At 64.9% G+C, this 25,789-nt stretch carries 18 protein-coding genes; 12 read left to right on the top strand and 6 right to left on the bottom strand.

Going from position 1 to position 25,789, the window contains the following annotated elements:
* Positions 1-6: 6 nt before the first annotated feature.
* The gene (locus BMX85_RS02645) at positions 7-1,908 is read right to left on the bottom strand and encodes a DUF885 domain-containing protein (protein WP_090314124.1); all 1,902 of its coding nucleotides are present in this window, start codon (positions 1,906-1,908) and stop codon (positions 7-9) included.
* Between the two features lie 150 nt (positions 1,909-2,058).
* Positions 2,059-3,666, bottom strand: a complete 1,608-nt coding sequence (locus BMX85_RS02640) for an FAD-dependent monooxygenase (RefSeq protein WP_090314123.1) — start codon at positions 3,664-3,666, stop codon at positions 2,059-2,061.
* 127 nt (positions 3,667-3,793) lie between these two features.
* On the opposite strand from BMX85_RS02640, the gene bla reads away from it, so the two are divergent.
* Positions 3,794-4,669, top strand: a complete 876-nt coding sequence (gene bla, locus BMX85_RS02635) for a class A beta-lactamase (protein ID WP_090314122.1) — start codon at positions 3,794-3,796, stop codon at positions 4,667-4,669.
* Between the two features lie 30 nt (positions 4,670-4,699).
* Positions 4,700-5,245, top strand: a complete 546-nt coding sequence (locus BMX85_RS02630; protein ID WP_090314121.1) for a hypothetical protein — start codon at positions 4,700-4,702, stop codon at positions 5,243-5,245.
* A gap of 38 nt (positions 5,246-5,283) precedes the next feature.
* Here the strand turns inward: BMX85_RS02630 and BMX85_RS02625 are convergent, their stop codons facing one another.
* From BMX85_RS02625 to BMX85_RS02615, 3 genes are all read right to left on the bottom strand, one after another.
* Positions 5,284-6,027, bottom strand: coding sequence for a polysaccharide deacetylase family protein (locus BMX85_RS02625; protein WP_090314120.1), 744 nt, complete (start codon positions 6,025-6,027; stop codon positions 5,284-5,286).
* A gap of 2 nt (positions 6,028-6,029) precedes the next feature.
* Positions 6,030-6,665, bottom strand: coding sequence for a PEP-CTERM sorting domain-containing protein (locus BMX85_RS30885; protein ID WP_229210258.1), 636 nt, complete (start codon positions 6,663-6,665; stop codon positions 6,030-6,032).
* Between the two features lie 231 nt (positions 6,666-6,896).
* On the bottom strand, positions 6,897-10,943 hold the full coding sequence (locus BMX85_RS02615; RefSeq protein WP_090314119.1) for a Pls/PosA family non-ribosomal peptide synthetase: 4,047 nt from the start codon (positions 10,941-10,943) through the stop codon (positions 6,897-6,899).
* A gap of 141 nt (positions 10,944-11,084) precedes the next feature.
* Here BMX85_RS02615 and BMX85_RS02610 point away from each other — a divergent pair, with 141 nt between their 5' ends.
* Entirely contained in the window at positions 11,085-12,584 is a 1,500-nt protein-coding gene (locus BMX85_RS02610) for an AMP nucleosidase (RefSeq protein ID WP_090314118.1), read from the top strand.
* 106 nt (positions 12,585-12,690) lie between these two features.
* Positions 12,691-13,350 carry an NF038120 family PEP-CTERM protein gene (locus BMX85_RS02605; protein WP_229210257.1) on the top strand — a complete coding sequence of 220 codons (660 nt, stop codon included), beginning with the start codon at positions 12,691-12,693 and terminating at the stop codon, positions 13,348-13,350.
* A gap of 48 nt (positions 13,351-13,398) precedes the next feature.
* Here BMX85_RS02605 and BMX85_RS02600 read toward each other — a convergent pair whose 3' ends face one another.
* On the bottom strand, positions 13,399-13,872 hold the full coding sequence (locus tag BMX85_RS02600; protein ID WP_090314116.1) for a hypothetical protein: 474 nt from the start codon (positions 13,870-13,872) through the stop codon (positions 13,399-13,401).
* Positions 13,873-14,193: 321 nt separating this feature from the next.
* Here BMX85_RS02600 and BMX85_RS02595 point away from each other — a divergent pair, with 321 nt between their 5' ends.
* The 8 genes from BMX85_RS02595 (at position 14,194) to BMX85_RS02560 (ending at position 25,770) form a co-directional block, all read left to right on the top strand.
* Entirely contained in the window at positions 14,194-16,905 is a 2,712-nt protein-coding gene (locus tag BMX85_RS02595; protein ID WP_090314115.1) for a TonB-dependent receptor, read from the top strand.
* Positions 16,906-16,969: 64 nt separating this feature from the next.
* On the top strand, positions 16,970-18,325 hold the full coding sequence (locus BMX85_RS02590) for an MFS transporter (RefSeq protein ID WP_090314114.1): 1,356 nt from the start codon (positions 16,970-16,972) through the stop codon (positions 18,323-18,325).
* A gap of 19 nt (positions 18,326-18,344) precedes the next feature.
* Positions 18,345-19,298, top strand: coding sequence for a glycoside hydrolase family 43 protein (locus BMX85_RS02585; protein ID WP_090314113.1), 954 nt, complete (start codon positions 18,345-18,347; stop codon positions 19,296-19,298).
* 108 nt (positions 19,299-19,406) lie between these two features.
* Positions 19,407-20,468 carry an aldose epimerase family protein gene (locus BMX85_RS02580; protein WP_090314112.1) on the top strand — a complete coding sequence of 354 codons (1,062 nt, stop codon included), beginning with the start codon at positions 19,407-19,409 and terminating at the stop codon, positions 20,466-20,468.
* A gap of 150 nt (positions 20,469-20,618) precedes the next feature.
* Positions 20,619-22,364: an IlvD/Edd family dehydratase gene (locus BMX85_RS02575; protein ID WP_090314111.1), complete on the top strand. Its 1,746-nt coding sequence runs from the start codon at positions 20,619-20,621 to the stop codon at positions 22,362-22,364.
* Positions 22,365-22,380: 16 nt separating this feature from the next.
* On the top strand, positions 22,381-23,373 hold the full coding sequence (araD1, locus tag BMX85_RS02570) for an AraD1 family protein (protein ID WP_090314110.1): 993 nt from the start codon (positions 22,381-22,383) through the stop codon (positions 23,371-23,373).
* Entirely contained in the window at positions 23,370-24,938 is a 1,569-nt protein-coding gene (locus BMX85_RS02565) for an aldehyde dehydrogenase (NADP(+)) (protein WP_090314109.1), read from the top strand. The genes araD1 and BMX85_RS02565 overlap by 4 nt, the downstream gene beginning before the upstream one ends.
* Positions 24,939-25,002: 64 nt before the next feature.
* The gene (locus tag BMX85_RS02560) at positions 25,003-25,770 is read left to right on the top strand and encodes an SDR family NAD(P)-dependent oxidoreductase (protein WP_090314108.1); all 768 of its coding nucleotides are present in this window, start codon (positions 25,003-25,005) and stop codon (positions 25,768-25,770) included.
* Positions 25,771-25,789: the final 19 nt, after the last annotated feature.

The raw sequence follows: 25,789 nt of genomic DNA, 5'->3' as shown, positions 1-25,789 counted from the left end.
CGCCGATCAGGCCTTTTTCAGGCCCGCGATGTAGCGGTCGATCACCGTCGGCAGCACCGTCAGCGGCACGCCGCAGCTTTGCACCAGCGCGTCGTTGAAGCCGGGCAGGTCGAACTTCGGTCCCAGCGCGGCCCTGGCGCGTTCGCGCTGGCGCAGGATCTCGTTGTGGCCCACCTTGTAGCCGCAGGCCTGGCCCGGCGACACCGTGTAGCGGTCGATTTCGCTGGTCATCGCCTGTTCGCCGCGGCCGGTGCTCTCGACCAGGAAGCGGATCGCCTGTTCGCGCGTCCACTTCATCGCGTGCATGCCGGTGTCGACCACCAGGCGGCAGGCGCGGAACTGCTGCGCCTGCAGGTAGCCGATCTGGCTGAACGGATCGTTGACGTACAGGCCGAATTCGTCGACCAGCTGTTCGGCATACAGCGCCCAGCCTTCGACGAAGGCGTTAAAGCCCATCAGCGAGGCGATCAGCGGCAGCTCGCTCTGGTGCTCGGCCAGGTAGGCGCCTTGCCAGGCGTGGCCCGGCAAGCCTTCGTGCGCGGTCAGCGTGGCGATTTCGGATTTCGGCCACAAGGTGGTCGACTTCAGGTTGATGTAATAGATCGCCGGACGCGAGCCGTCCAGCGAGGCGAAGTTCATGTAGCCGAGCGGCGCGCCCGATTCGATATCGAGCGGCACCCGGCGCACTTCGAGCGGCGCCTTCAGGTTCATGTTCGAGATCTTCGGCATCAGCGCGCGCACCGCCTCGACGCGGTCGTTGCAGTAGGCGATCAGTTCCTCGCGGCCCTTGTCGTTGTCGGCGTAGAAGCGTTTCGGGTCCTTCGACAGCGCCAGCAGGCGCGCGCCCACGGTGCCCTGGTTGATGCCCTGCGCCTTGAGGATGGCGTCGATGCGCGACTGCAGCATCTTGTTCTGTTCCAGGCCGACCGCGTGCACCTCGCGCGGATTGAGGTTGGTGGAGGTGCCCAGGTGCAGCGCCCACTCGTAGTACGCCGCGCCGTCCGGCAGGCGGTGCACGCCGGCGACGTCGGTGGCCTTGGCCGTGGCGCGGGTGAAGGTGGCGATCTGGCGTTCCAGCGCCGGATAGACCTGGCTTTCGACCAGCGCCGTGACGCGCGCGTTCCAGTCGCCGGCGATGCCCAGCTTTTGGGTGCGCTCGGTCAGCGAGGTGACCAGTTTTTGCTGCGCGACCGCGGTCTTGCGGTAGTCCTGCAACTGGCCCAGCGCCGCGCGGGCGATGAAGTTCGGCGGCAGGATGCCACGGCCGGCCTGGTCGGCGATGCGGGTGCTTTCCTGGTCCAGCATGCGCGCCATGCCGGTGACGCGCTCCAGATAGGCCTCGGCGTCGGCGGCGTCGGCGATCTGGTGCTGCGAGTGCAGGAATTCCGGGATGCGCGTGACCGCGCCGTCCTGCTGCGTGACGGGGAACGGCGCGGTGCCGCCGTTGAAGCCGGAGGCGGCGCCGCCGAAGGAGAAGCGCAAGCCCTCCAGGCCTTCGTTGGCGGCGTAGCGGATGGTGTCGTAGCGGATTTGCGCGTCGGCGCCCAGCCTGGCGCGGTCGATCGCCGACAGGCGCTTGAGCATCGATTTGACCTGGCCGGCCCAGGCGGCGTCGCCCGAGCGGCTGAGGTTTTCCAGCTGCGATTTCAGGCCGGCGCGCTCGCCCTTGTCCAGGCCCAGCGAGGTGGCGCTGGTCGGCGACAGGCGCAGGATCTCCTCGGCAAAGCTGTCGGTCAGCTGGCTGAAGCGGGCGTCGCCGGGAGACGCCGCGGTGGTGGCGGCCGATGCCGCGGCCGGCGCCTGCGCCCGCGCCAAACCGGGCAGCAGGGGCAGCGCGCCGACGGCGGTGGCGGAAAGGGCGGACAGCAGCAGGTCGCGGCGGGTGAAGTTCTGGGACTTGTTGCTCATGACATCCTTTTATTGTTCGTTGGTAATGCGGGCCGGTTGGGCGGGCGGGAGGTTTCAACACCACCCGTCGCCCGGCAGCCGGCGCGACGGTGACCATAGCGCGCCAGCCGGAAAATTGTCAATGAGTATTGTGTGCCGGTTAAGGCCGATTTAATACGGGGACGACGATGGCGCCGGCGTTTGCGGCGATGAATCGGGCGTCGAATGCGCGCGCGCGGGCGGCTGCCCGGTTGCGTCCGGCTCGTCGGTGAAGCGCAGCTGGAAGCGGGCGATCAGCTCGCGCAGGGCGTCCAGTTCCTGGCGCGGCAGCGCCAGCGCCACGTGCATGTCCGGGCGGATCAGGTAGGCCGCGTCCTCGAGCAGGCCGGCCTCGCCGGCGGCCTCCGTCCACGGCCAGGCGTGCAGCGGCAGTTGCAGCACCCGCGCCGCCGCCGCCAGCAGCGGATCGGTGTTGCCATAAACGTGCAATTGCCAGCCCAGGCTGCTCAGCGGGGCGAAATTGTCGCCGCCATCGGCCCGCGGCACCCACGGCAGGCGGTCGCCGCCGATGATCTCGCCCGCGCGTCCGCCGCTGAGCAGGCTGTCGGGATAGTGGATCTGCACCTGCGACACCGTCTTGAACAGCGTGCGGCGCGCGGCGCTGAAGCCGGTCAGCACCGGGAACACATGCGGCACCAGCCAGTTGCGCAACAACTGGCCACCGGCGCCCTGCGACACCACCAGCTGGAAGGCGCGGTCGGTGGTGGTGACCAGCTTGCGGGCGAACGTGAGCCGTTCGGCCTGGTAGGTGTCGAGCAGCGCGCCGTGGGCGCCGGCCCGCAACACTTGCGCCAGCTTCCACCCCAGGTTGATGGCGTCGCCGATGCCGGTGTTCATGCCCTGGCCGCCGGCGGGACTGTGGATGTGCGCCGCGTCGCCGGCCAGGAAGCAGCGGCCGACGCGGAATTGCGACGCCACCCGGTGGTGCACGCGGTAGGTGGAGAACCAGTTGAGCTGCTCGACTTTTATGCCGAGCAACGGCTCCAGCACCGGGCGCACGTCCTCGAAATCGGGCTCGGGTTGACCGGCTTGCGGCTCCGGCATGATGCCGATCAGCCGCTGCATGCCGCGCGAGCGCACCGGCAACATCAGCGCGAAGGTGTTGGCGCCCAGGTGGCCGACCAGGTCGACATTGGGCGGGCCGTCGGTCTTGACGTCGGCGACATAATATAGGTGGTCGTAGGTGCCGCCGCCGAAGCCGACCTGCAGCGAATCGCGCACGCGGCTGCGCGCGCCGTCGCAGCCGCACAGGAAGGCGGTGTTGCAGGCGATGCGCTCGCCGCCGCGCTGGAGCACCGCGCGCACGCCCCAATCGTCCTGCGCGAACGATTCGAGCTCGGTGTTCCAGTCGACCTCCACGCCCAGTGCGCGCAATTGCCTGACCAGGAACCGTTCATGGTCGTCCTGCGGAAACGCCAGCACGAACGGGTAGGGGCTGATGCCGGCGCCGACATCGTTGAGCGGCAACCGCGCGCTGTCGTGGCCGTCCTCGCGCAGGTGGATGGCCTCGATGCGGATGCCCAGATCGACGACGGCGTCGGCGAAACCCAACTGGCGATAAAATTCGAGCGTGCGCGCATGCACGACCATCGCCCGCGAAGCGAGTCCGGGGCCGCTGTTTTTGTCGATGATGCGCACGGCGACCCCGTGCCGCGCCAGCCGCAGGGCGAGTACCAGGCCGGTGGGTCCGGCGCCAACGATGAGAACTTGAGGAACCATCGACCCAGTCTACCCGCGTGCGCGAATGCGGCGCGCGCAATTGGGATGGCGCGAGGGGCTGGCCGGTTGGGTAAATCGGTATTATATTGGATAACATTGCCAATTCTCGCCAACCGGTTCAGCCGACATGACCCATTCCGCCATCCGTCGTACCCTGTTGCTGGCGCTTGCCGCGACGCCACTCGCCCGCGCCCATGCCGCCCCGGGCGCGGTCATGCCGCCCGATCTGCGGCTGGTGCGGCTGGAGGCCCAATCCGGCGGACGCCTGGGCGTGGCGGCGCTCGACACGGCCGACGGCCGCCAGCTGCTGCACCGCGCCGACGAGCGTTTTCCGTTCTGCAGCACGTTCAAGATGATGCTGTCGGCGGCGGTATTGGCCAGGGAGCCGTCGGTGCTGCAACAGACCATCCGTTACGACAAGGCCGAGCTGGTGGCGCATTCGCCGATCACCGAACGGCATCTGGACGGCGGCATGACCATCGAAGCGCTGTGCGCGGCCACCATCCAGTACAGCGACAACACGGCGGCCAATTTACTGATCCGCCATCTCGGCGGGCCGGAGGAGGTGACCGCCTACGCCCGCTCGATCGGCGACCGCCAGTTCCGCCTGGACCGCTGGGAGACCGCGCTCAACAGCGCCATCCCCGGCGACCCGCGCGACACCACCACGCCGGCGGCGATGATGGCGTCGCTGCACAAGCTGACCGTGGGCGAGGCGCTGCCGCCGGCCAAGCGCAAGATATTGACGGATTGGCTGATCGGCAACACCACCGGCGCCACCCGCATCCGCGCCGGCGTGCCGTCGAACTGGACGGTCGGCGACAAGACCGGCGCCGGCGACTACGGCACCATCAACGACATCGCCATTCTGTGGCCGCCGGGCAATAAACCGCCGATCGTGCTGGCGGTTTACCTCACGCAGCCGGGCAAGGACGATAAGGCGCGGGCCGAAATCCTCGGCCAGGCGGCGAAGATTGTCATCGATGCCTTCAAGGTGGGCTAAACTACGGCCCTTAACACTAGTGGGCCACCCATGACGAACAAAAAACAGCCGCCAGCCAAAAATCCCGCCGAGGCGCCGGTCGGCCGCGCGCCCAATCCCTTCCTCAACGCCGAGTTGTATTCGCGCATGCGCGACTACACCGAGCGCGATGCGGCGTTCTCGAAGGAATTGAAGGCGATCGGCGAGAGCGGCGCCGGCAAGCGCAGCACCGACGCCCGCAAGGCGCCGTCGCTGGCGGTGCTGCGCGGGGTGGTCAAAAAGGGCTTGCCGCTGTGGACGATGCTCGACCGCATCGTCGAAGGTGTCGAGAGCGGCCTGTGGGAGCCGTGGCTGACGGCCTACGGCTTCGAGCTGCGCGGCGTCAACTATGCCAAGACGGGCGAGCGCAACGCGCGGCTGGCGCTGGACATCAGCCTCGGCTCGAAAGCGCACACGGCGTTCGCCAACGCCGGCGTCGGCAACTGGCGCAGCCTGGTGGTCGAGGATTGCGCCCAGGTGCAGATCGACAAGCCGACCGAAAAGGCGCCGGCCAAGGCCCACGCCATCTTCTTCCTGGATGCGCCGGCGCAAGCGTAACGCGCCTGCCGGGGCCTAGGTGGATCGGGCCGTTCGGCCTATTTTTCCCACTCGAGGTGGACCACCTTGTAGCCCTTGTCCTTCAATAGCCGCAGCAGCGAAGGCAGGGCCTTGACCGTCGGACCGTTGGCGTCGTGCATGAGAACGATGCCGCGTCCGGTTTTGGTCAGGTTTTCCGCCAGGCGCACCATCAGCACTTCGGTCGTGTCGTTCGGCAACCAGTCGTTGATGCCCAGGTCGATCGACATGACGCCGACCCTGGCGGCCTTCAGCGCCGCCAGCATCGTCGGTGTTTCTTCCAGATACGGGAAGCGGTAAGCCGGCGCGGCCACGCCCAGCGCGGCCTGATAGGCGGCCTGGTTCTTGCGCAGGTCGTCGAGTTGCTGCTGCGCGCCCAGCTCGGACAGGTGCGGATGGGTGTTGCTGTGCAGGCCGGCCGAGTGCCCTTCGGCGACGCCGCGCCGCGCCAGCTCCGGCGAAGCGGCCAGTTTCTCGCCGATCATGAAGAACGTCGCTTTGACGCATTGATCGGCCAGCGCCGCCAGCACGGCGGGCGTGCCCGACGGTTCCGGGCCGTCGTCGAACGTCAGCACGACCTCGCCTTTTTCCAGCGGCAGCGCGGCATGCTGTTGCGTGCCGTACAGCGCGCCGTCGCGTGGCAGCTTGATGGTGCGGCTGGTGCCGAGCTTGTCGGCGCCGCAGTCGGCGGCCAGGGCCGGGCCGGCCAGCGCGGCCAGCACGCCCAGTGCGATGAGCTTGACGACTCTTCCCGCGCAAGCCATGTTCAGACGGCGCGTTGGCGGCGGCGGGCCATTCCCGCCACCAGTGCCACGCCGGCCAGCATCATGGCGTAGGTTTCAGGCTCGGGGACGGCGCTCACGGCCAATTGCGTGCCTTCGATCAGGGCGGCGGGGCTCAAAGCGTTTTCGAGGCCGCCGCTCCAGACGCCAGCGGCGGTCGACAGCGCGTAGTTGGCGGTGTTGCCGGTCGTCCAGGTTGCCGACGTGCCGAAAGCGGAGGTGCCGGTCAGCCAATACGTGCCGGCGCCCAGCGTCCAGTTCAGGTTGGACAGGGTGGCGTTGGACAGCACGCCGGTCAGGTCGCTCGAGTAGATCAGCTTGCCCGATGGCAGCTGTTCGAAGTCGCCGGGCATGGGGAGGCCGGTGGCATCCTGCTTGACCGATGCCATGATGCCCAAGGTCAGCTTGCCCAAACCGCTTTCGTTATCGATGGCGGTCTTGATCGACGTGATTTGCGTCTCGGCGGTCAAGGTGAAGCGGACGGCGTGGCTTTGCTCGTAATGCACGCCGGCTTCGTCGGTGCCGTTGTCGACGTTGTACTTCAGGAAATCATAGGGGCCGAAGCTGTCGAACACCACGGCCGCATGCGCGGAGCCTGCCAACAAGCCGATGATGAGCATTGGAACTGCAAAAAAGCGTTTTGGTGACATGAAAAACTCCGTAATTTCAAACAAGTAGGAAAAGCACAATACCATTATTGCATGCCGACTTGTTAATTGAAATCATGAAATTTATTGCTGTCGTGAAATCGCGACGTTGCTATTTAACACATTTACCGGCGGGGCGGCGTACTTCAGGGCGCGCGGCCCCGGCGCAGCGCCCATCGCGCTGTGGTTACTATTATCTTGCTACTAAGGGGCCGGCGCCGCCGGGCAGCCGGACCACTTGCCGCTGGCCGGAATATGTTCGCCTTTCATGACCAAGGTCAAGGCGCCGAGGCGGGCGTTGTCGCCGACCACGGCGCTGTACAGCACCGCGCTGCGTGGTCCCAGATAGACGCGTGCGCCGATCGTTACGGTGTCGATTTTCATCACCCGGTCCTCGAATAAATGGGTCTGCGGGCAGGTGAGGGCGTTGAGCTCGCTGTAGTCGCCGATGCGCACGCAATCGAACTCGGTGATGTCGGTGGTGTCCAGATAAACGCCTTTACCGATTTTGGCGCCCATCAGGTTGAAGGCCAGCGGCAGCCATGGCGTACCGCGCAGATAGCGCATGAAGTTGGGCACGGCGATGCCTTCGTAGAGGTTGGTGACGCCCTCGGACAGCCAGACGAACGGCGTCCACATCGGCGCCGAATGCTTGCGGTAGCGGCCGATCAGTATCCACTTGAGCAGCGCCACGAAAACGTAATTGCCGACGCCGTAGACCAGCCCCGCCAGGGTCAGGTCCCAAACTACCTCGGCCCAGCGGCCGGCGCCGGCGGCCGGCATCACCTCCAGCACCAGCGTGTAGCCGACCGCGATCACCAGCGCGTGCGGCGCGACGATGCGGAACGCCTCGATCAGGCCGCGCCCGAGCCGGCGCATGGGCGAGGGATGGAACGTCAACGATTCCGGATAGCCGCTGGTCTGCTCGCGCGCGGGCAGGTTGATCGGAGGGGAGCCGAGCCAGGTGTCGCCGCTGTGCATGCGCGCGTTGTCCGGCGCGCGCGAATGGACGCCGATCAGCACTTGCTCGGGCAGCACCGTGCCGTCCGGGATGTAGGCGCCGTTGCCGACGAAGCTGCGGTTGGAGATCACCGTCGGCTGCATCGTCATCCAGCCGCCGTCGATTTCCTCGTCGCCCAGCATGACGGCATCGGCGATGAAGGTCTCGTCGCCCAGGGTCAGCATGTCCGGCACCACGCCCAGCGCGGTGGAGATCTCGGCGTCCTTGCCGACCTTGGCGCCCAGCAGGCGATACCAGTACGGCGCGAACACGGTGGCGTAAATACCGTGCAGCACTTGCAGGCTCGATTCCTGGATTTGGCTGACCAGCCATTTGGCGCAGTAGGTGTTGCTGTGCACCGCGAAGCGGCCCGGTTTCAGCTTGGGCAACACGGTCCAGCGGATGCCCGCCGACAGCAGCGCGGTGAGCAGGATCAGCACCGCGCTGGCGGGGAAGGCCAGCAGGAAGTAGCGCAGCAGGCGGATGCCCATGCCCTCGCCCTGGATCGCCGGCATCACGCCGGCTTCGTCGAACCAGTCGATCAGCACGAAGCTGGGGAACACCGGCATGAAGAACAGGGTGACGATCAGCAGGATGCCGGCGACGAAGAACACGCCTTCGCCCAGGCTGCGCGCGCGCGTGAGCGGCGGGCGTGGCGGCAGGCGGAAGGGATCGAAGGCGCCGGCGTCGCGCGCCGGCGAACCGGCCCAGATGCGGCCCGCCGGCACGCGGGCGCCGTCGCCCAGCGCCGATTGTCCGTCCAAGTGGCCCTGCGCTTCGACATGGGTGTTCCCCTCGAGGATGGCGAAGGAGCTGACGCAGGCGTCGCGCTCCAGCGTGATTTGGCCCAGGCGCAGCACGCCCCGTTCGACGCGGGCGTTCTCGAAATTGACGGCGTTGCCGATGCTGGCGTTGTCGGCGATGGTCAGCAGATCGGGCGCGCGCACGCTCATCGAGCCGATCGTCACATCGCGGCCGATCTTCGCGCCCAGCGCGCGCAGCCACCAGGCGTTGAGCGAGGATCCGCTTAACAGATACGCGGGCGCGGCTTCGACCAGGCGGTCGGCCAGCCACCAGCGGTAGTAGGTCAGGCCCCACAGCGGATAGTCGCCGGCCTTGATGCGGCCCGCGATCAGCCATTTGCCGCCGATGGCGATGGCGAATTCCATCACCGTCGCCAGCAGGAACACGCCGACCGAGGCGGCGATGGCGCGCTTGACGGAGTCGCCCGGGTCGCCGGTGAAGAAGTGGTAGGTGAAGAAGGGCGCCAGCCACTGCGCCATGCGCAGCGCCACCAGCGCCGGCATCACGGCCGCCTGGGCCAGGCCGCAGGTCCAGCGCTTCACTGCGGACGGCGGCGTCCATTCGGCTTCCTCCTTGCCGGCGCTGTGCGCCTCGCCGAGCACCTGCGCGATCTTGCCGACCTCGCGCTGCTGGTAGATGTCGCGCACGGTCACGTGGGCGTAACGCGGATCGGCGCGCAGGGCCGACGCCAGACGCGCGGCAAAAAACGAGTGGCCGCCAAGATCGGAGAAGAAGTCGGCGTGGCGTAGTATCGGCTGGCCGGGGAACAGTTTGCCCAGGGCGGCGAACAGCGCTTCCTCGGCCGGCGTTTCGGGCAGGTCCGAATCCTCGGCGCCGCCGCCGGGCGCGGTGCTGAGCGGCGTGGCCTTCAAGGTCTTGCGGTCGATTTTGCCGGAGGTCAGGCGCGGCATGGCGTCCAGGATTTCGTAGCGGCCCGGGACCATATAGGGCGGCAGCTTGTCGGCCAGGCCGGCGCGCAGCGCGCGCGGGTCAAGCGTCACGCCGGCTTCGGCGACCAGGTAGGCGACCAGCTGGTCGATGCCGTCGTCCTTGCGCAGCAGGACCGCCACGGTGCCGACCCCGTCGGCCTGCGCCAGCAGCGCCTCGATCTCGCCCAGCTCCACGCGGAAGCCGCGTATCTTGACTTGATCGTCGGCGCGGCCCAGGCACACCACCTCGCCGTCGGTGCCGATGCGCGCCAGGTCGCCGGTGCGGTACAGGCGCTCGTCATGCCGGCCGCTGGACCAGGGATTGGGCAGGAATTTTTCCACCGTCAGGTCGGGGCGGCCAAGGTAGCCGGCGGCCAGGCCGGGGCCCGTGATGCACAATTCGCCGATCTCGCCGCGCGGCAGCAGGCGCAAAGGCGCCCCCGGTGCGGCGTCGGGATTGGCGTCGGCATTTGTGTCGAGCACCAGCAGGCCGTAGTTGGGCAGCGGCGTGCCGATGGTGACCGGGTGGCCGGGGCGCAGGCGCGCCAGGCTGGCCGACACCGTCGCCTCGGTCGGGCCGTAGGTGTTGAACATCTGGCGGCCCTCGCGCGACCAGCGTTCGACCAGCGATTCCGGGCACATCTCGCCACCGAGATTGATCAACCGCAGGCTCGGCACGTCCTGGTTGAACAGCGCGAGCAGCGTGGGGACCGCGTGCAGTACCGTCACCTGCTGCTGGTCGAGCATGCGCGGCAGCGTTTCGGGATCGCCGCTGATCTCCTTGGGGCCGAGCCACAGGGTGGCGCCGGCCAGATAGGCGATCCAGATCTCCTCGAACGACATGTCGAAAGCCACCGAGAAGCCTTGATACACCTTGTCGGCCGCCGTCACGCCCAGCACCGCGTTTTCGCTGCGCAGGAAGTGGCAGATGCTGCGCTGGGTGATCAAAATGCCTTTGGGTTTGCCGGTGGAGCCGGAGGTGTAGATCACGTACGCCGGCTGGTCGGGCGAGACCTCGCCGCGCCGCGCCACGGGCGGGTTGGCGGCGTCCAGCAGCGCCTCCGCCGTCCACACCGGGCGGCCGATGCCGGCCAGGCGCGGCGCGAAGGCGGCGCAGGTCAGCACGCCGGCGCCGTCGGCGTCGTCCAGGCACACTTGCAGACGGTCGACCGGCGTGTCCTCGTCGACCGGCAGCCACGCCGCCCCGGCCTTGGCGATGCCGGCCTGCAGCACCAGCAGATCGATCCCGCGCGGCAGCCACAATCCGACGATCCGGCCCGGCCGCACGCCCGCCTCGATCAAGCGCGCGGCTACCAGATCGGCCTGCGCATCGAGTTCGCGGTAGGTCAGTTGGCGTTCGCCGGAGATCAGCGCGATCTGGTCCGGCGTGCGGCGGGCGGTCGCCTCCAGCAGGTCGGCCAGAATCTCCTCGCGCAGCAGTTCGCCCTGCTGGTGGCCATAAAGAATGTCGGCGTGCGGTTGCGGAAGCGTAAGGTGCGGCGTTACTGGCTCGTTCATGCTCAAACTTTATTAGGGGCGTGGTGTCATTGTACGGTACGCCTGGATCTTCCTCGATGGGAAGAATGCAAGTTCTGCTTACAGCCTTTACAATAGGAAATAAGAACCCCTGATTCATACGCCGTTTCAAAAAGGAGTCGCATGTTACCGAACCGTCCTCATATCGCCCCGATGCAATTTGACGATCCGATTGCCGCTTACGAACAGGTTCTGGCCATCTATGACGCCAACATCGCCCACCTGCGCGATGCCATGAAACGCTTCGTCGCCGGCGAGGACCTTGGCGAGCACGTCCGCGCTTGCTATCCCTTCGTCCGCGTCCATACGGACACCGTGGCGCGCGCCGATTCGCGGCTGGCGTTCGGCTTTGTCGCCGGCCCCGGAACCTACGAAACGACCTTGACGCGGCCCGACCTGTTCGCCCGCTACTACCAGGAACAGTTCCGGCTGCTGCTGAAGAACCACGGCCACCACCAGCAGGTGCGGCTGGAGGTGGGCACCAGCGCGCAGCCGATTCCGATCCATTTTTCGTTCGCCGAGCACGAGCACATTGAAGGCAGCATGACGGCCGAACGGCGCCTGTTGATGCGCGATGTCTTCGACTTGCCCAATCTTGCCGCGATGGACGACGGCATCGCCAATGGCACCCACGAGCCGCCGCCGGGCGAGGCGCATCCGCTGTCGCTGTTCACGGCGCCGCGCGTCGACTACTCGCTGCAGCGGCTGCGCCACTACACCGGCACCTCGTGCGAGCACTTTCAGAAGTTCGTGCTGTTCACCAATTACCAGTTCTATATCGACGAATTCGTCAAGCTCGGCCATGAGTTGATGGCGGCGGCCGGGCCGGAGCACGACTACATCGCCTTCGTCGAGCCGGGCAATATCGTCACGCGCCGCGTCGGCGAGGCGGTGCAGGCGGTCGACGCGCTCGGCGCCGCGCTGCCGCGCCTGCCGCAGATGCCCGGTTATCACCTGATCCGCGCCGACGGCGCCGGCATCTCGATGGTCAATATCGGCGTCGGCCCGGCCAACGCCAAGACCATCACCGACCACATCGCCGTGCTGCGTCCGCACGCGTGGCTGATGCTGGGCCACTGCGCCGGCCTGCGCAACACGCAGGAGCTGGGCGATTACGTACTCGCGCACGGCTATGTGCGCGAGGATCACGTGCTCGACGAGGATTTGCCGCTGTGGGTGCCGATCCCGCCGCTGGCCGAGGTGCAGGTGGCGATCGAAGCGGCGGTGGCCGAGGTGACGCAGCTGACCGGGCACGACCTCAAGCGCATCATGCGCACCGGCACCGTGGCCAGCACCGACAACCGCAACTGGGAATTGCTGCCGCAGCGCACGCCCGAGCGGCGTTTCAGCCAGAGCAGGGCGATCGCGCTGGACATGGAAAGCGCGACCATCGCCGCCAACGGCTTCCGTTTCCGGGTGCCGTACGGGACGTTGCTGTGCGTGAGCGACAAGCCGATGCACGGCGAAATCAAGCTGCCGGGCATGGCCAACAAGTTCTATCGAGACCGCGTCGACCAGCACCTGCGGATCGGCATCCGCGCCGTGGAAATGCTGCGCGATCTGGGTGTGGATCGGCTGCACAGCCGCAAACTGCGCAGCTTCACCGAAGTCGCTTTCCAGTAAGGCCGGCGGCGGCCAGCGCAAAAAATATGAATGTCTTTGCAAAATCGCATGCTAATATCGCAGCCGATTTACGATGCAAAATGACAATAATATTTTTGGAGAACTCATGAATTTGAAAATGCTGACCGCCAACGTCCTGGTCGCCTGCGGCGCCATCCTGTCGATCCAGGCCCATGCCGTCACGGTGGATTTTGAAGACGTCCCGGCCTATACCGACCAGGATTTTTCCTCGGGTGGCTTTGATTTCAGCCTGGTCGGGGACGGCGCCGCCGTCACGCCCACCGGTTCCTACTGCGGCGCACAGTGCCCTGACAACGGCACCCAATACTTCGTGGCGCCATATGGCCCGGAGTCGACGTCGCTGACGATGACGAAGGCCGGCGGCGGCTTGTTCGGCCTGTCCAGCTTTGACGGCGCCGGCGCCTTCAACTTCGGTGAGGGCTCGATCTTCATCCCCAATCAGATCGACGTTACCGGCGTGCTGGCCGGCGGCGGTACTGTGCACCAAGCCTTCCAGATCGATAAATCGACCGGCAGTACCGGCGGCCTCAATTTCACCTCGTATGCCTTCTCGTCGAGCTTCACCAACCTGGTGTCGGTCCGCTTCAGCAGCAGCGGCAGCGATCTGTCCGAGTTCAATGGCTTCTCGATCGATAACATCAACGCCACCGCCGTCACCGCCGTTCCCGAACCGGAGACGTACGCGATGCTGCTGGCGGGGCTGGGCATGATGGGCGTTATCGGCCGCCGCCGCCGCAAGGCTTGAAGCGATTCGCGCGAACGGAAATTGGCCGGGGCCTTTGATGGGCGCGGGCTACTCGGTTTTCGATCGCGTCGCCAGCGCCACGATGGCGACGCCGGCGGCGACGATCAGCGCGTCTTCAATCAGGCCGCTGCGGGTTTGGCCGATGCTGGCCATGGCCTTTTTGCGCCCCGACAGCGTCAGATAGGCGAGCGGCACGGCGGTTGCCACCGCGACCGCCGCGCCGGTTTTCTCCTTGCCCTCTGGCGCCAGGGCCGCGCCCGCGATCCCGGCGCTCGCCACGCGTGCCAGCAGTCCCAAAAAAACGGTGCGGTCAGGCGCCGTTTTCATTTTATCGCCCAATAGCTCACCGGCTCCCATGGCCAACGCGCCGTACTTGAACAGGGGGCGGTCCAAAAGTACCAGTTTGCCGGTGGTGTGACGGTGCGCCAGGCGGGCGGCCGAGATGGTGGCCATCGGCGTCATCGAACGGGCGCTGGCAACGGCGCCGATCAGTACGGAAGGCAGCAGGCTGCTGAGTTTCATGTTGTGACTCCTGGTAGTTGGGGATTGTTGATTCTGGTATCGAGTGATAAGAAAAGTCTAGCATTCGCGTGGCGCCGTACGGCGTGCGCGGGAACTTCATCCCTCACGTTAGGTGCGGTAAACCACTGTACCGATCAGCTTGTGTCCGAATGACAGACTTGACCCCGGGGCGGTTTTTGCCAGTGATACTTTTTTTGGTATCGAAAACCCGAAAAAATTGATTGGTTTGTTTTTTGCTCTGCCTCTAAGATGAAATCCGAAAGTTGCACCCAGCGTGGCAGCTCTCCCATAAAAACAGATAACAGACAACACTGGAGACCTATGAACTACCTCACCTCCGGGACTCGCGAGTCCCAGGCGAAGCATCGCCTCGTCCTCAAATCGAGCGTCGCAGTACTGGCCGCCGCCGGCCTTCTGAGCGCCTTCCCGGCCCTGGCCCAAGATACTCCGGCCGCTCCAGCTCCAGCTCCAGCCGTCGCCGCGCCTGCCGCCGCTGAAACACCTGCCGCCGCCGAGACCACGCCCGCTCCCGCGGCCGTCGTCACCGTGACCGGCGTGCGCCGCGCCGCGCAGAGCGCGCAGAAGATCAAGCAGGATTCGGACAACGTCATCGATTCGATCGTCGCCGACGATATCGGCAAATTCCCGGACACGAACGTGGCCCAGACACTGGCCCGCGTCAGCGGCATCCAGGTGCGACGCGACGCCGGCGAAGCCAATACGGTGCTGATTCGCGGCTTGCCCGGCATCGCCACGCTGATCAACGGCCGCGAGATGTTCACCACCACCGGCCGCTATATCAAGCTGGCCGACATCCCTTCGACCATGCTGCAGCGCGCCGACGTCTACAAGTCGCAGAGCGCCGACCAGGTGGAGGGCGGCATCGCCGGCGTGATCGACGTGCGCACCAACCGTCCCTTCGACTTCAAGGAATTCACCGCCAGCGCGCAGGTCGGCGCCAAGAACAAGGACAAGGCCAAGGCCACCGATCCGGAGTTGTCCGGCATGGTGTCGAACCGCTGGAAAACCGGCATCGGCGAAGTGGGCGCATTGTTCGGCGTGTCGTCGATCAAGGACCGCTTCCAGGAGGAGCGCGCGTTCCAGACCTTCCCGATCGATAAAAGCTTCGCCGCGCCCAACCTGACCGGCCCCGATCTGGTCGGCCTGCAGGACGTGCACGGCCAGCGCAAGCGCCAGGCCGCGAACTTCGCGCTGCAATGGAAGCCGAACGCCGATCTGGAGGTGTATGCCGAGGGTTTGCATTCGGTGCTGAAAAACACGGAGGAGACCGACTTCTTCGTCGGCCTGCCATGGGCGACGTCGGCCGATCAGATCAAGGTCACCAAAATTCCGGGCACCAACCAGACCGATACCATCACGTCGACCAATGCGTTCACCATCCTGTCGACCCAGGGCCGCGAGAACACCAGCACCGCTTCGCAGTACGCGATCGGCGCCAACTGGCGCGTGGCGCCGGGCCTGCGCGCGACCACCGAACTGGCGACCACGCGCAGCAAATTCGATTGGGTCAATCCGATCCTCGACACCAGCCTCAATGTCGACAATGTGTTCGTCAAGACCAACGTCAACGGCGGCGCATTCGTGCAGTATCAGAGCCCGGCGTTGAACGATCCAAGCAAAATCTTCCTGTCGCAGTTCTTCGACCGTTACGGCAGGGATCGCGGCAAGTCGACCGACTGGCGTGGCGACGTGACCTACACGCCGGAAGCGGATGGCTTGTTCAAGGAGTTCAGCGGCGGCCTGCGCCTGAATGAGCGCAGCGCCAGCTCGATCAAGTCGTTCGAGGGCAGCGTGCCGACGCCGGCCGGCATCGCCATGTCGAGCATTCCGGGCCTGTCGTGCAGCACCACGGAGTTCTCCGAGAATTACGGCACGCCGAAGTGGTCGACGCCTTGCGCCGGCTTTTTGATCAACAACACCTCGGTGATCCGCGCCGCCGCCACCGGCAACGCCGGCGCCAGGGCGCTCGATCCGGCGTCCTTCTTCTCCAACAAGGAGAAGAACTACGCCTTCTACGGCAAAGCGAAGGTCGGTTTCGACCTGGGCGAGTTCCCGGTCGATGGTGTGCTCGGCGTGCGTGTGACCAAAACCGATTCGGACATCCAGGCCAACGACAGCGTCGATGGCGTGCTGGCGCCGACCAACAAGGACTCGTCCAACACCGAAGTGCTGCCGAGCGCGAACTTCAAGCTGGCGCTGCGCAAGGATCTGCTGGCGCGTTTCGCCTACGCTAAGACGATGACGCGTCCGGACTTCGGCCAGCTTAATCCCGCCACCGCGTACATCAAGCCGAACGGCACCACCAACGTGGCGACGGCGAGCGGCGGCAATTCGGATTTGAAGCCGTTCACCGCGCAGAACTTCGATACCTCGCTGGAGTGGTACTTCGCGCCGACCGGCTCCCTGAGCGGCACGGTGTTCCGTCATAACTTCGACGGCTACATCATGAACCGTGTGATATCGGAGACCTTCCAGGGCATTCCTTACAATACGACCCGCCCGTTCAACACCGACAAGGGTCATCTGCAGGGCGTCGAGCTGGCATACCAGCAGTTCTATGACGGTTTGCCCGGCTGGTTGAGCGGCTTCGGTTTGCAGGCCAACGTGACCTACAGCGAAGGCGGCGTGACCGCGTCCGAGAACAAGGATATCGAGGGCAAGCCGTTCGCTGGCATGTCGCGCCTGTCGTACAACGTCGTGGCGCTGTACGAGAAAGAGGGCTGGTCGGCGCGCCTGGCGTACAACTGGCGTTCGAAGTTCGTCGACACCTACGCCGACACGCCGGACAGGAACAATCCGAACCTGGTGCCGAAGGATTTGATCGTCAAGGCGATGTCGTCGCTCGATGGTTCGCTGAGCTACAAGATCAACCCGCACGTGACCGTCAACCTGACCGGCACCAATCTGCTGAACTTCAAGTTCCAGGATTACTGGTCGGATTCGAAGATCTTCCCGCGTGACACGCGCCGCTATGATCGCACGGTCGGCCTGTCGATGAACTTGAAGTACTGATGTCACCACGTCGTTAAAAACTATCCCGCTTCTGCGGGATAGCTGCATTTTTAAGAGGTCGTAAATGTCGAATCAAAAATTATCGCTGTTGGAAAAAGTGGGCTTTGGCGCCGGCGACATGGCGTTGAACGTGGTGATTTCGTCGATGATGTTGATCATCACGTTCTTCTACACCGATATCTATGGATTGAAGACCTCCGACCTGGCCTTGCTGTTCCTGGTGGTCAAATTCGTCGGCGCCATCGCCGACCTGGTGGTGGGCCAACTCACCGACCGCTATGCCAGCGTGCGCATGGGCCGCTACCGCCCATGGCTGCTGCTGCTCGCCGTCCCCTACGGCATCAGCGTGTTCTTCGTCTTCACCACGCCCGACTGGGGTTACGACGCGAAGCTGGTCTGGGCCTATTCGACCTACATCATCATGACCGTCATGACCTCCGGCGTCGGCGTGGCCTACATCTCGCTGCCGAGCAGCCTGACCAACGATCCGCAGGAGCGCCTGTCGGCCAACGGCTACCGCCTGTTCTTCGCCAAGGTCGGCGCCTTCATGGTGACCGTGGTGGTTCCCGTCCTTTCCGAGCGCTGGGGCGGCGGCAACGCGGCCACCGGCTACCAGGCGGCGATGGCGGTGATGGCGGCGATGGGCGTGGCGCTGTTCCTGTTCTGCTTCTTCACCACCAAGGAGCGCGTGATCCACGTGGTGCAGCGCCAGTCGCTGTGGGCGCAGCTCAAGGTGCTGCTGCAAAACGACCAGTGGCTGATCCTGTGCGGCGTGTGCGTGACCGGCACCATCGGCTATGTGCTGCGCGCGACGGCGGCGATCTATTACGTCAAATACTATCTGGGCGGCGGCACCGCCACCGTGGCCACCTTCCTGTCGATCGGCGTGGTCGCCGCGATCCTGTCGATGATCGCCTCGACCTGGATCACCAAGTTCTATTGCAAGGTCAAGCTGTTCCGCTGGAGCCAGATCGCCGTGGGCGTGATCAGCGCCGCGATCTACTTTTTCGTCAAGCCGGGCGACATCATGCTGGCGTTCGTGCTGTACTTCGTGCTGTCGTTCGTGGTGGACCTGCATGCGCCGGTGTTCTGGTCGGCCATCGCCGAGACCATCGACTACGGCCAGGTCAAGACCGGCAAGCGCGTATCCGGCTTCGCCTTCGGCGGCATCTCGGTGTGCCAGAAGGCCGGCATGGGCGTGGCCGGCGCGCTCGCCGGCGGCCTGCTGACGTACTTCCAGTATCAGCCGAACCACGAGCAGACCGCGTTCGCGCTGCACGGCATCGTGCTGATGATGACCCTGATCCCCGGTTTCTTCCATACCTTGATGGGACTTTTGATGTTCAAATACCGGGTGACCGACGAGTATTACACGGAAGTGAAGAAGCAAATGGGAGCCGATTCTTATGTGGCAGTCTAATTTTTTGGAAAACGAAGCAATGGAAAGCAAAGACGTACTGCAGCCGCTGATCGAACAGCGCGCCGATCCTTTTATCATCCGCCACAGCGACGGCTATTACTACTTCACGGCCTCGGTGCCGCAGTACGACCGCATCGAACTGCGCCGCGCGAAAACCATCGCCGGCCTGGTCGACGCCGAAAAGGTCGACGTCTGGTTCAAGCCGGAGACCGGCGCGTACAGCGAACTGGTTTGGGCGCCGGAGATCCACTTCAACCAGGGCGCCTGGTATGTCTACTTCGCCGCCGCGCCCAGCCGCGAGATCAAGCACAAGCTTTTCCAGCACCGCATGTACGCGATCCGCAACCAGAACGCCAATCCGCTGGAGGGCGAGTGGGAGTTCATGGGCCAGATCGACACCGGCGTCGACACCTTCTGCCTGGACGCCACCACCTTCACCCACAACGGCCAGTTGTACTACCTGTGGGCGCAGAAGGACGTGGCCATCGAAGGCAACTCCAACCTGTACATCGCGCCGATGACAACCCCGTGGCAGCTGGGCGGCCCGCCGGTCATGCTGAGCAAGCCGGAATTCGACTGGGAGATCCGCGGTTTCTGGGTCAACGAGGGTCCGTCCGTGCTGAAAAAGAACGGCAAGATCTTCATCAGCTATTCGGCCAGCGCCACCGACGAGAACTACGCCATGGGCCTGCTGTGGGCGGACGAAAACGCCGACCTGCTGGACCCGTCCTCGTGGACCAAACTGAAGGAACCGGTGCTGCAAACCTGCTTCGAGCACGGCGTCTACGGCCCGGGACATAACAGCTTCACCATCGGCGATGATGGCGAAACTGTCATGTTGGTTTATCATGCAAGGACCTACACCGAGATTATCGGCGACCCGCTGTGGAATCCCGACCGTCATACCTATGTCAAGCCGCTCAAATGGGACGGGCAGGGCATGCCGGTCTTCGGAAAGCCGTCGATCGCTTAAACCCGGTCCGTGCGGCCGGTCGCTGCGCGACCGCCAAGGAATAATCGCGGCGGCCGGCGGGTTCATTCCCCCCGGCCGCCGACTCATTTGAAAGCTGAAAGCCATATCATGCAAGCCTCGATCACTGAATCTCCGTTCGGCCAGATGGCCGACGGCCGCGACGTCACCCGTTACACGCTGACCAACGCCAACGGCATGATCGTCAAGATCATCGACCTGGGTGGCGCCATCACCGAAATCCATGTGCCGGACCGCAGCGGCACGCTGGCCGATGTCAATTGCGGTTACGACGACGTCGCCGCCTACATGGGCGAATCCCATTACTTCGGGGCGCTGATCGGCCGTTACGGCAACCGCATCGCCAACGCCCGCTTCACGCTCGATGGCGAGACCGTCGCGCTGGACGTCAACAACGGCGTCAACCACCTGCACGGCGGGATCGACGGCTTCCACCGCCGCCTGTGGACCGGCGAAACCTTCACCACCCCGAATTCGGCGGGCCTGATACTCAGTTATGTCAGCGCCGACGGCGAGCAGGGTTATCCCGGCAACCTCGAAGTCACCGCCATCTATGAGCTGCGCAACGATAACGAACTGCGTATCGCTTTCCACGCCATCACCGACAAGGCGACGCCGGTCAACCTGACCAACCATGCGTATTTCAACCTGGCCGGCAAGGGCGATATCCTGGGCCACGAGCTGACCATCGTGGCCGACGCCTACACGCCGATCGACGCCGTGCAGATCCCGCTGGGCGATCTGCCGCCGGTCGAGGGCACGCCGTTCGACTTCCGCACGCCGCACGCGATCGGCGAGCGTATCGACCAGGATGACGGGCAATTGCGCAACGGCTTCGGCTACGACCACAACTTCGTGCTGAAAAAAACGAAGCCGGGCGCGCTGGAGATGGCGGCCCGCGTGCGCGATCCGGCCTCCGGCCGCGTGCTGGAGGTGTGGAGCCAGGAGCCGGGCATCCAGTTCTACAGCGGGAATTTCATGAATGACAAGATGGCCGGAAAAGGGCAGATCTACCGCTATCGCAGCGCGTTCTGCCTCGAACCGCAGCATTTCCCGGATTCGCCGAACCGCCCCGACTTCCCGTCGACGATCCTGCGTCCGGGCCAGGAATACTCGACGGTGATGGCTTACCGCTTCAGTACCGACGCGTAGGGCGGCGAAAACCGGCCGGTGATACCGGTTTTGATATCGAAGTTGATTAATAATTTATTGGAAAGATATCTCAGTCCATCTTAGTATGCTTTATCGATGCGGGGGCATGACATTCACGTCCCCGCACAGGAAAATACTGAGGAGAATTGCATGTCTGACAACGACAACAAGAAGGTAAAGCTGCGCTCCGCCGAATGGTTCGGCTCCCAAGACAAAAACGGTTTCATGTACCGCAGCTGGATGAAAAATCAGGGCATTCCTGATCACGAATTCCAGGGCAAACCGATCATCGGCATTTGCAACACCTGGTCCGAGCTGACCCCTTGCAACGCCCACTTCCGCAAACTGGCGGAACACGTCAAACGCGGCATCCTCGAAGCCGGCGGCTTCCCGGTCGAATTCCCGGTCTTCTCCAACGGCGAATCTAATCTGCGTCCCACCGCCATGTTGACCCGTAATTTGGCCAGCATGGACGTCGAAGAATCCATCCGCGGCAATCCGATGGACGGCGTCGTCCTGCTGGTCGGCTGCGACAAGACCACCCCTGCGCTGCTGATGGGCGCCGCCTCGGTCGACATCCCGACCATCGTCGTCACCGGCGGCCCTATGTTGAACGGTAAGCTGAACGGCAAGAACATCGGCTCCGGCACCGCCGTCTGGCAGTTGCACGAGCAGGTCAAGGCCGGTGAACTGAGCATGCACGACTTCCTCGCGGCCGAAGCGGGCCACTCGCGCTCCGCCGGCACTTGCAACACGATGGGCACGGCGTCGACGATGGCCTGCATGGCCGAATCGCTGGGCACCTCGCTGCCGCACAATGCCGCCATTCCTGCCGTCGACGCGCGCCGCTACGTGCTGGCCCACATGTCGGGCATGCGCATCGTCGACATGGTCAAGGAAGACCTGAAGCTGTCGAAGATCCTGACCAAGGAGAATTTCGAGAACGCGATCCGCGTCAACGCCGCCATCGGCGGCTCGACCAACGCCGTGATCCACCTGAAGGCGATCGCCGGCCGTATCGGCGTCGACCTGGAACTGGAAGACTGGACCCGCGTCGGCCGCGGCATGCCGACCATCGTCGACCTGCTGCCGTCGGGCCGCTTCCTGATGGAAGAGTTCTACTATGCGGGCGGCCTGCCGGCGGTGATCCGCCGCATGGGCGAGGGCAAGCTGCTGCCCAACCCGAACGCGCTGACCGTCAACGGCAAGACCATCTGGGAAAACTGCCAGGACGCGCCGATCTACGACGACGAAGTGATTCGTCCGCTGGAGAAGCCGCTGCTCAAGGATGGCGGCATCTGCATCCTGCGCGGCAACCTGGCGCCGCGCGGCGCCGTGCTCAAACCTTCGGCGGCGACGCCGGAACTGATGCAGCATCGCGGCCAGGCCGTCGTGTTCGAGGACTTCGAACACTATAAGAGCCGCATCATCGATCCGGACCTGGTGGTCGACGCCAACTCGGTGCTGGTGATGAAGAACTGCGGCCCGAAAGGTTATCCCGGCATGGCAGAAGTAGGCAACATGGGCCTGCCGCCTAAATTGCTGGCGGCCGGCGTCAAGGACATGGTTCGCATCTCCGACGCCCGCATGAGCGGTACCGCCTACGGCACCGTCGTGCTGCACGTGGCGCCGGAAGCGATGGCCGGCGGCCCGCTGGGCATCGTCAAGGATGGCGACTGGATCACGCTCGATTGCGCAGGCGGTTTGCTGAACCTGGAAATCTCGGACGCCGAAATGGCCGAACGCCAGGCCGCCCGCGTGCCGGGCAGCGCGCCGGGTCCGAAAACCGGCTACCAGCAGCTCTACATCGAACACGTGCTGCAAGCGGATGAAGGTTGCGACTTCGATTTCCTGGTCGGGAATCGCGGTTCGGCTGTTCCTCGCCACTCGCACTAATAATATCGGAGACACCATGCTACTCGTACAATTCAAGAACGAACAAGGCGCGCGCCAGATCGGCGTGCTGGAAGATAAGACCATCCGCGTCATCGATGGCTTTAACACCACCTACGCGCTGGCGCAGCAATCGATCCGCACCGCGATCGGCCTGGCCCAATTGGCCGAGCAATCGGTCGGCTCCACCACCGCGTCGTTCGACGAAGTGGCCGAAAGCGGCCGTCTGCTGGCGCCACTCGATCACACCGACGACGCCCACACCTACGTCACCGGCACCGGTCTGACCCACCTGGGCAGCGCCGACACCCGCGACGCCATGCACAAGAAAATCGGCGGCGACGTCGAAAGCCTGAGCGACTCCATGAAGATGTTCCGCATGGGCGTCGAAGGCGGCAAGCCTGCCGCCGGCGAAGCCGGTGTGCAGCCGGAATGGTTCTACAAGGGCGACGGCTCGATCGTGGCCGCCAGCGGCCAGGACTTGAGCATGCCCGATTTCGCGCTCGACGGCGGCGAAGAGCCGGAAGTGGCCGGCCTGTATGTGATCGGCGACGACGGCCAGCCTTACCGTGTCGGCTACGCCATCGGCAACGAGTTCTCGGACCACGTGACCGAGCGTCAGAACTACCTGTACCTGGCGCATTCCAAGCTGCGCGCCTGCGGCCTTGGCCCGGCGCTGCTGGTCGGCGAGGCGCCTGCCAATATCCAGGGCACGTCGCGCATCTACGACGTCGACGGCCAGGTGCGCTGGGAGAAGGCGTTCTTCAGCGGCGAGCAGAATATGTCGCACACCATCGGCAACCTGGAACACCACCACTTCAAATACCCGCTGTTCAAGCGCGCCGGCGATGTGCATATCCACTTCTTCGGCACCGCCACCCTGAGCGTGGCCGATAACATCGTCGTCAAGCCGGGCGAAACGTTCGAGATCGATTCGCCGCAGTTCGGTCCCGCGCTGCGCAACAAGCTGACCGTGTACAAAACCGAAGTCGCGAAAGTAAAAAGCTTATGATCATCACCGGCGATTCGCTGATTGGCGGCCAGGCCGTCAAAGGCACCGGCGCCGCCTTCCGCGCCTACAATCCATCGCTGCAGCAGTCGATGGACCCGGAGTTCACGACGGCGGACGTCAATCAGATCGACCAGGCCTGCCGCCTGGCCGAAGCGGCCTTCGACACCTTCCGTTCGCTGAGCGACGAGAAGCGCGCCGTGTTCCTGGAAACCATCGGTGAACAGATCATGGCCCTGGGCGATGTGCTGGTGGAACGCGTGATGGCCGAAAGCGGCCTGCCGCGCGCCCGCGTCGAAGGTGAACGTGGCCGCACCGTCGGCCAGTTGAAATTGTTTGCCAACCTGCTGCGCGAAGGTTCGTGGAACGATGTTCGCATCGACAAGGCGCTGCCGGAGCGCGCGCCGCCGCGTCCCGATATCCGCATGCGCATGATCGGCCTCGGTCCCGTCGCCGTTTTCTCGGCCAGTAACTTCCCGCTGGCGTTCTCCGTCGCCGGCGGCGACACCGCGTCGGCCTTCGCCGCCGGCTGCCCGGTGGTGCTGAAGGCGCACTTCGCCCACCCCGGCACGTCGGAGCTGGTTGGCCGCGCCGTCGTCAAGGCGGTCGAGATCTGCGGCCTGCCGGCCGGTGTGTTCTCGCTGCTGACCGGTGTCGGCAACGAGATCGGCCAGGAAGTGGTGCGTCATCCGGCCATCAAGGCGGTCGGCTTCACCGGCTCGCGTGGCGGTGGCCTCGCGCTGATGGCGGTGGCCGCCGCGCGTCCGGTGCCGATCCCCGTGTATGCCGAAATGAGCTCGATCAATCCGGTGTTCCTGCTGCCGAAGGCCTTGGCCACCCGCGCCGAGGAATTGGCCGCTGGTTTCTCCGCCTCGCTGGTGTTGGGTGTGGGCCAGATGTGCACCAACCCGGGGCTGGTGATCGGCATCGCCGGTCCGGACCTGGACCGCTTCAAGGCCGTCGCGTCGACGGCGCTTGCGGGCGGCGCGGCGTGCGCCATGCTGTCGCCGGGTATCGCCGGCAGCTACAAGCGCGGCATCACCCAGCTGGCCGATAACGCCGACGTCAACACGCTGGCGCTGGCGCCGCAGTCGGAAGGCAAGGCCGCTCCGGCGCTGTTCGACACCAGCAGCGCGGCATTCCTGGATCAGCATGTCCTGTCGGAGGAAGTATTCGGCCCGGCCTCGCTGGTCGTGGCCTGCAAGGACATCGCCGAAATGCGCCAGATCGCCGAGGAACTGGAAGGCCAGCTGACCGCCACCTTGCTGATGGACGAAGCGGACCTGGACGCCGCGGCGCAGCTGCTGCCGGTGCTGGAGCGTAAAGTCGGCCGCATCCTGGCCAACGGCTACCCAACCGGCGTGGAAGTGTGCAGCGCCATGGTGCACGGTGGCCCGTTCCCGTCGACGTCGGATGGCCGCAGCACCTCGGTCGGCACCGGCGCGATCACGCGCTTCCTGCGCCCCGTCTCGTACCAGAACCTGCCGCAGCAGCTGCTGCCGCAAGTGCTGCGCGACGAAGGCGGCGCGCCTTGGCGACGCCTTGAAGGTGAATTGAACCACAAGTGATTTGTGGTGGCTGTACCGGCCCCGCCACGGCGGGGCTTTCGTCTATAAAAACAACGGAGACTGTATGACCCAATTGGCTAAATTCGCCAGCCTGCGCGGCAAGCGCGTGTTCATTACCGGTGGCGGCACCGGCATCGGCGAGGCGATGGTGATTTCCTTCGCCGAGCAGGGCGCCAAGGTCGCCTTCGTCGACATCGCCCGCGACGCCAGCCTGGAGCTGGTTCGCCGCGTCAAGGAAGCAGGCTACCCGGAGCCGGAGTTCCGCGTGTGCGACATCACCGACATCCCAGCCCTGCAGTCCACGATGGCCGAAATGGCCGGCATCATCGGTTCGTTCGACATCCTCGTCAACAACGCCGCCAACGACCAGCGCCATGCAACCCAGGACGTCACCGTCGACTACTGGAACGAGCGTATCGCCATCAACCAGCGTCCGATGTTCTTCACCTGCCAGGCGGTTTTCGAGGGCATGAAGGAAAAGGGCGCCGGCTCGATCATCAACGTCGGCTCGATCTCGTGGCAGGTCAAGAACGCCGGCTATCCGGTGTACGCCACCTCCAAGGCGGCGACCCATGGCCTGACCCGTGGCCTGGCGCGCGAATTCGGCGCCCACGGCATCCGCGTCAACACCGTCACGCCGGGCTGGGTGATGACCCAGCGCCAGATCGACCTGTGGCTGGACGAAGCGGGCGAGCAGGATATCAAGCGTAACCAGTGCATGCCCACCAAGTTGATGCCGCAGCATATCGCGTCGATGATTCTGTTCCTGGCCGCCGACGACGGCGCCATGTGCACGGCGCAGGAATTCATCGTCGATGGAGGATGGGTTTAAGTTGTAACGCAGTAGAAGG

It is taken from the genome of Duganella sp. CF517 (genome assembly GCF_900110275.1).
GTDB lineage: Bacteria > Pseudomonadota > Gammaproteobacteria > Burkholderiales > Burkholderiaceae_D > Rugamonas.
Note: the sequence above shows the minus strand (reverse complement) of the source record. Positions and strands in the feature narration are given on the sequence as shown.

Excerpts from the sequence above, each read along its gene's own strand:
- BMX85_RS02595 (WP_090314115.1), top strand. The coding sequence starts at position 14,194 with ATGAACTACCTCACCTCCGGGACTCGCGAGTCCCAGGCGAAGCATCGC.
- BMX85_RS30885 (WP_229210258.1), bottom strand. The coding sequence starts at position 6,665 with ATGCTCATCATCGGCTTGTTGGCAGGCTCCGCGCATGCGGCCGTGGTG.
- BMX85_RS02600 (WP_090314116.1), bottom strand. The coding sequence starts at position 13,872 with ATGAAACTCAGCAGCCTGCTGCCTTCCGTACTGATCGGCGCCGTTGCC.
- BMX85_RS02560 (WP_090314108.1), top strand. The coding sequence starts at position 25,003 with ATGACCCAATTGGCTAAATTCGCCAGCCTGCGCGGCAAGCGCGTGTTC.
- bla (WP_090314122.1), top strand. The coding sequence starts at position 3,794 with ATGACCCATTCCGCCATCCGTCGTACCCTGTTGCTGGCGCTTGCCGCG.
- BMX85_RS02605 (WP_229210257.1), top strand. The coding sequence starts at position 12,691 with ATGAATTTGAAAATGCTGACCGCCAACGTCCTGGTCGCCTGCGGCGCC.
- BMX85_RS02575 (WP_090314111.1), top strand. The coding sequence starts at position 20,619 with ATGTCTGACAACGACAACAAGAAGGTAAAGCTGCGCTCCGCCGAATGG.
- BMX85_RS02585 (WP_090314113.1), top strand. The coding sequence starts at position 18,345 with ATGGAAAGCAAAGACGTACTGCAGCCGCTGATCGAACAGCGCGCCGAT.
- araD1 (WP_090314110.1), top strand. The coding sequence starts at position 22,381 with ATGCTACTCGTACAATTCAAGAACGAACAAGGCGCGCGCCAGATCGGC.
- BMX85_RS02630 (WP_090314121.1), top strand. The coding sequence starts at position 4,700 with ATGACGAACAAAAAACAGCCGCCAGCCAAAAATCCCGCCGAGGCGCCG.
- BMX85_RS02640 (WP_090314123.1), bottom strand. The coding sequence starts at position 3,666 with ATGGTTCCTCAAGTTCTCATCGTTGGCGCCGGACCCACCGGCCTGGTA.
- BMX85_RS02580 (WP_090314112.1), top strand. The coding sequence starts at position 19,407 with ATGCAAGCCTCGATCACTGAATCTCCGTTCGGCCAGATGGCCGACGGC.
- BMX85_RS02645 (WP_090314124.1), bottom strand. The coding sequence starts at position 1,908 with ATGAGCAACAAGTCCCAGAACTTCACCCGCCGCGACCTGCTGCTGTCC.
- BMX85_RS02610 (WP_090314118.1), top strand. The coding sequence starts at position 11,085 with ATGTTACCGAACCGTCCTCATATCGCCCCGATGCAATTTGACGATCCG.
- BMX85_RS02625 (WP_090314120.1), bottom strand. The coding sequence starts at position 6,027 with ATGGCTTGCGCGGGAAGAGTCGTCAAGCTCATCGCACTGGGCGTGCTG.
- BMX85_RS02565 (WP_090314109.1), top strand. The coding sequence starts at position 23,370 with ATGATCATCACCGGCGATTCGCTGATTGGCGGCCAGGCCGTCAAAGGC.
- BMX85_RS02590 (WP_090314114.1), top strand. The coding sequence starts at position 16,970 with ATGTCGAATCAAAAATTATCGCTGTTGGAAAAAGTGGGCTTTGGCGCC.
- BMX85_RS02615 (WP_090314119.1), bottom strand. The coding sequence starts at position 10,943 with ATGAACGAGCCAGTAACGCCGCACCTTACGCTTCCGCAACCGCACGCC.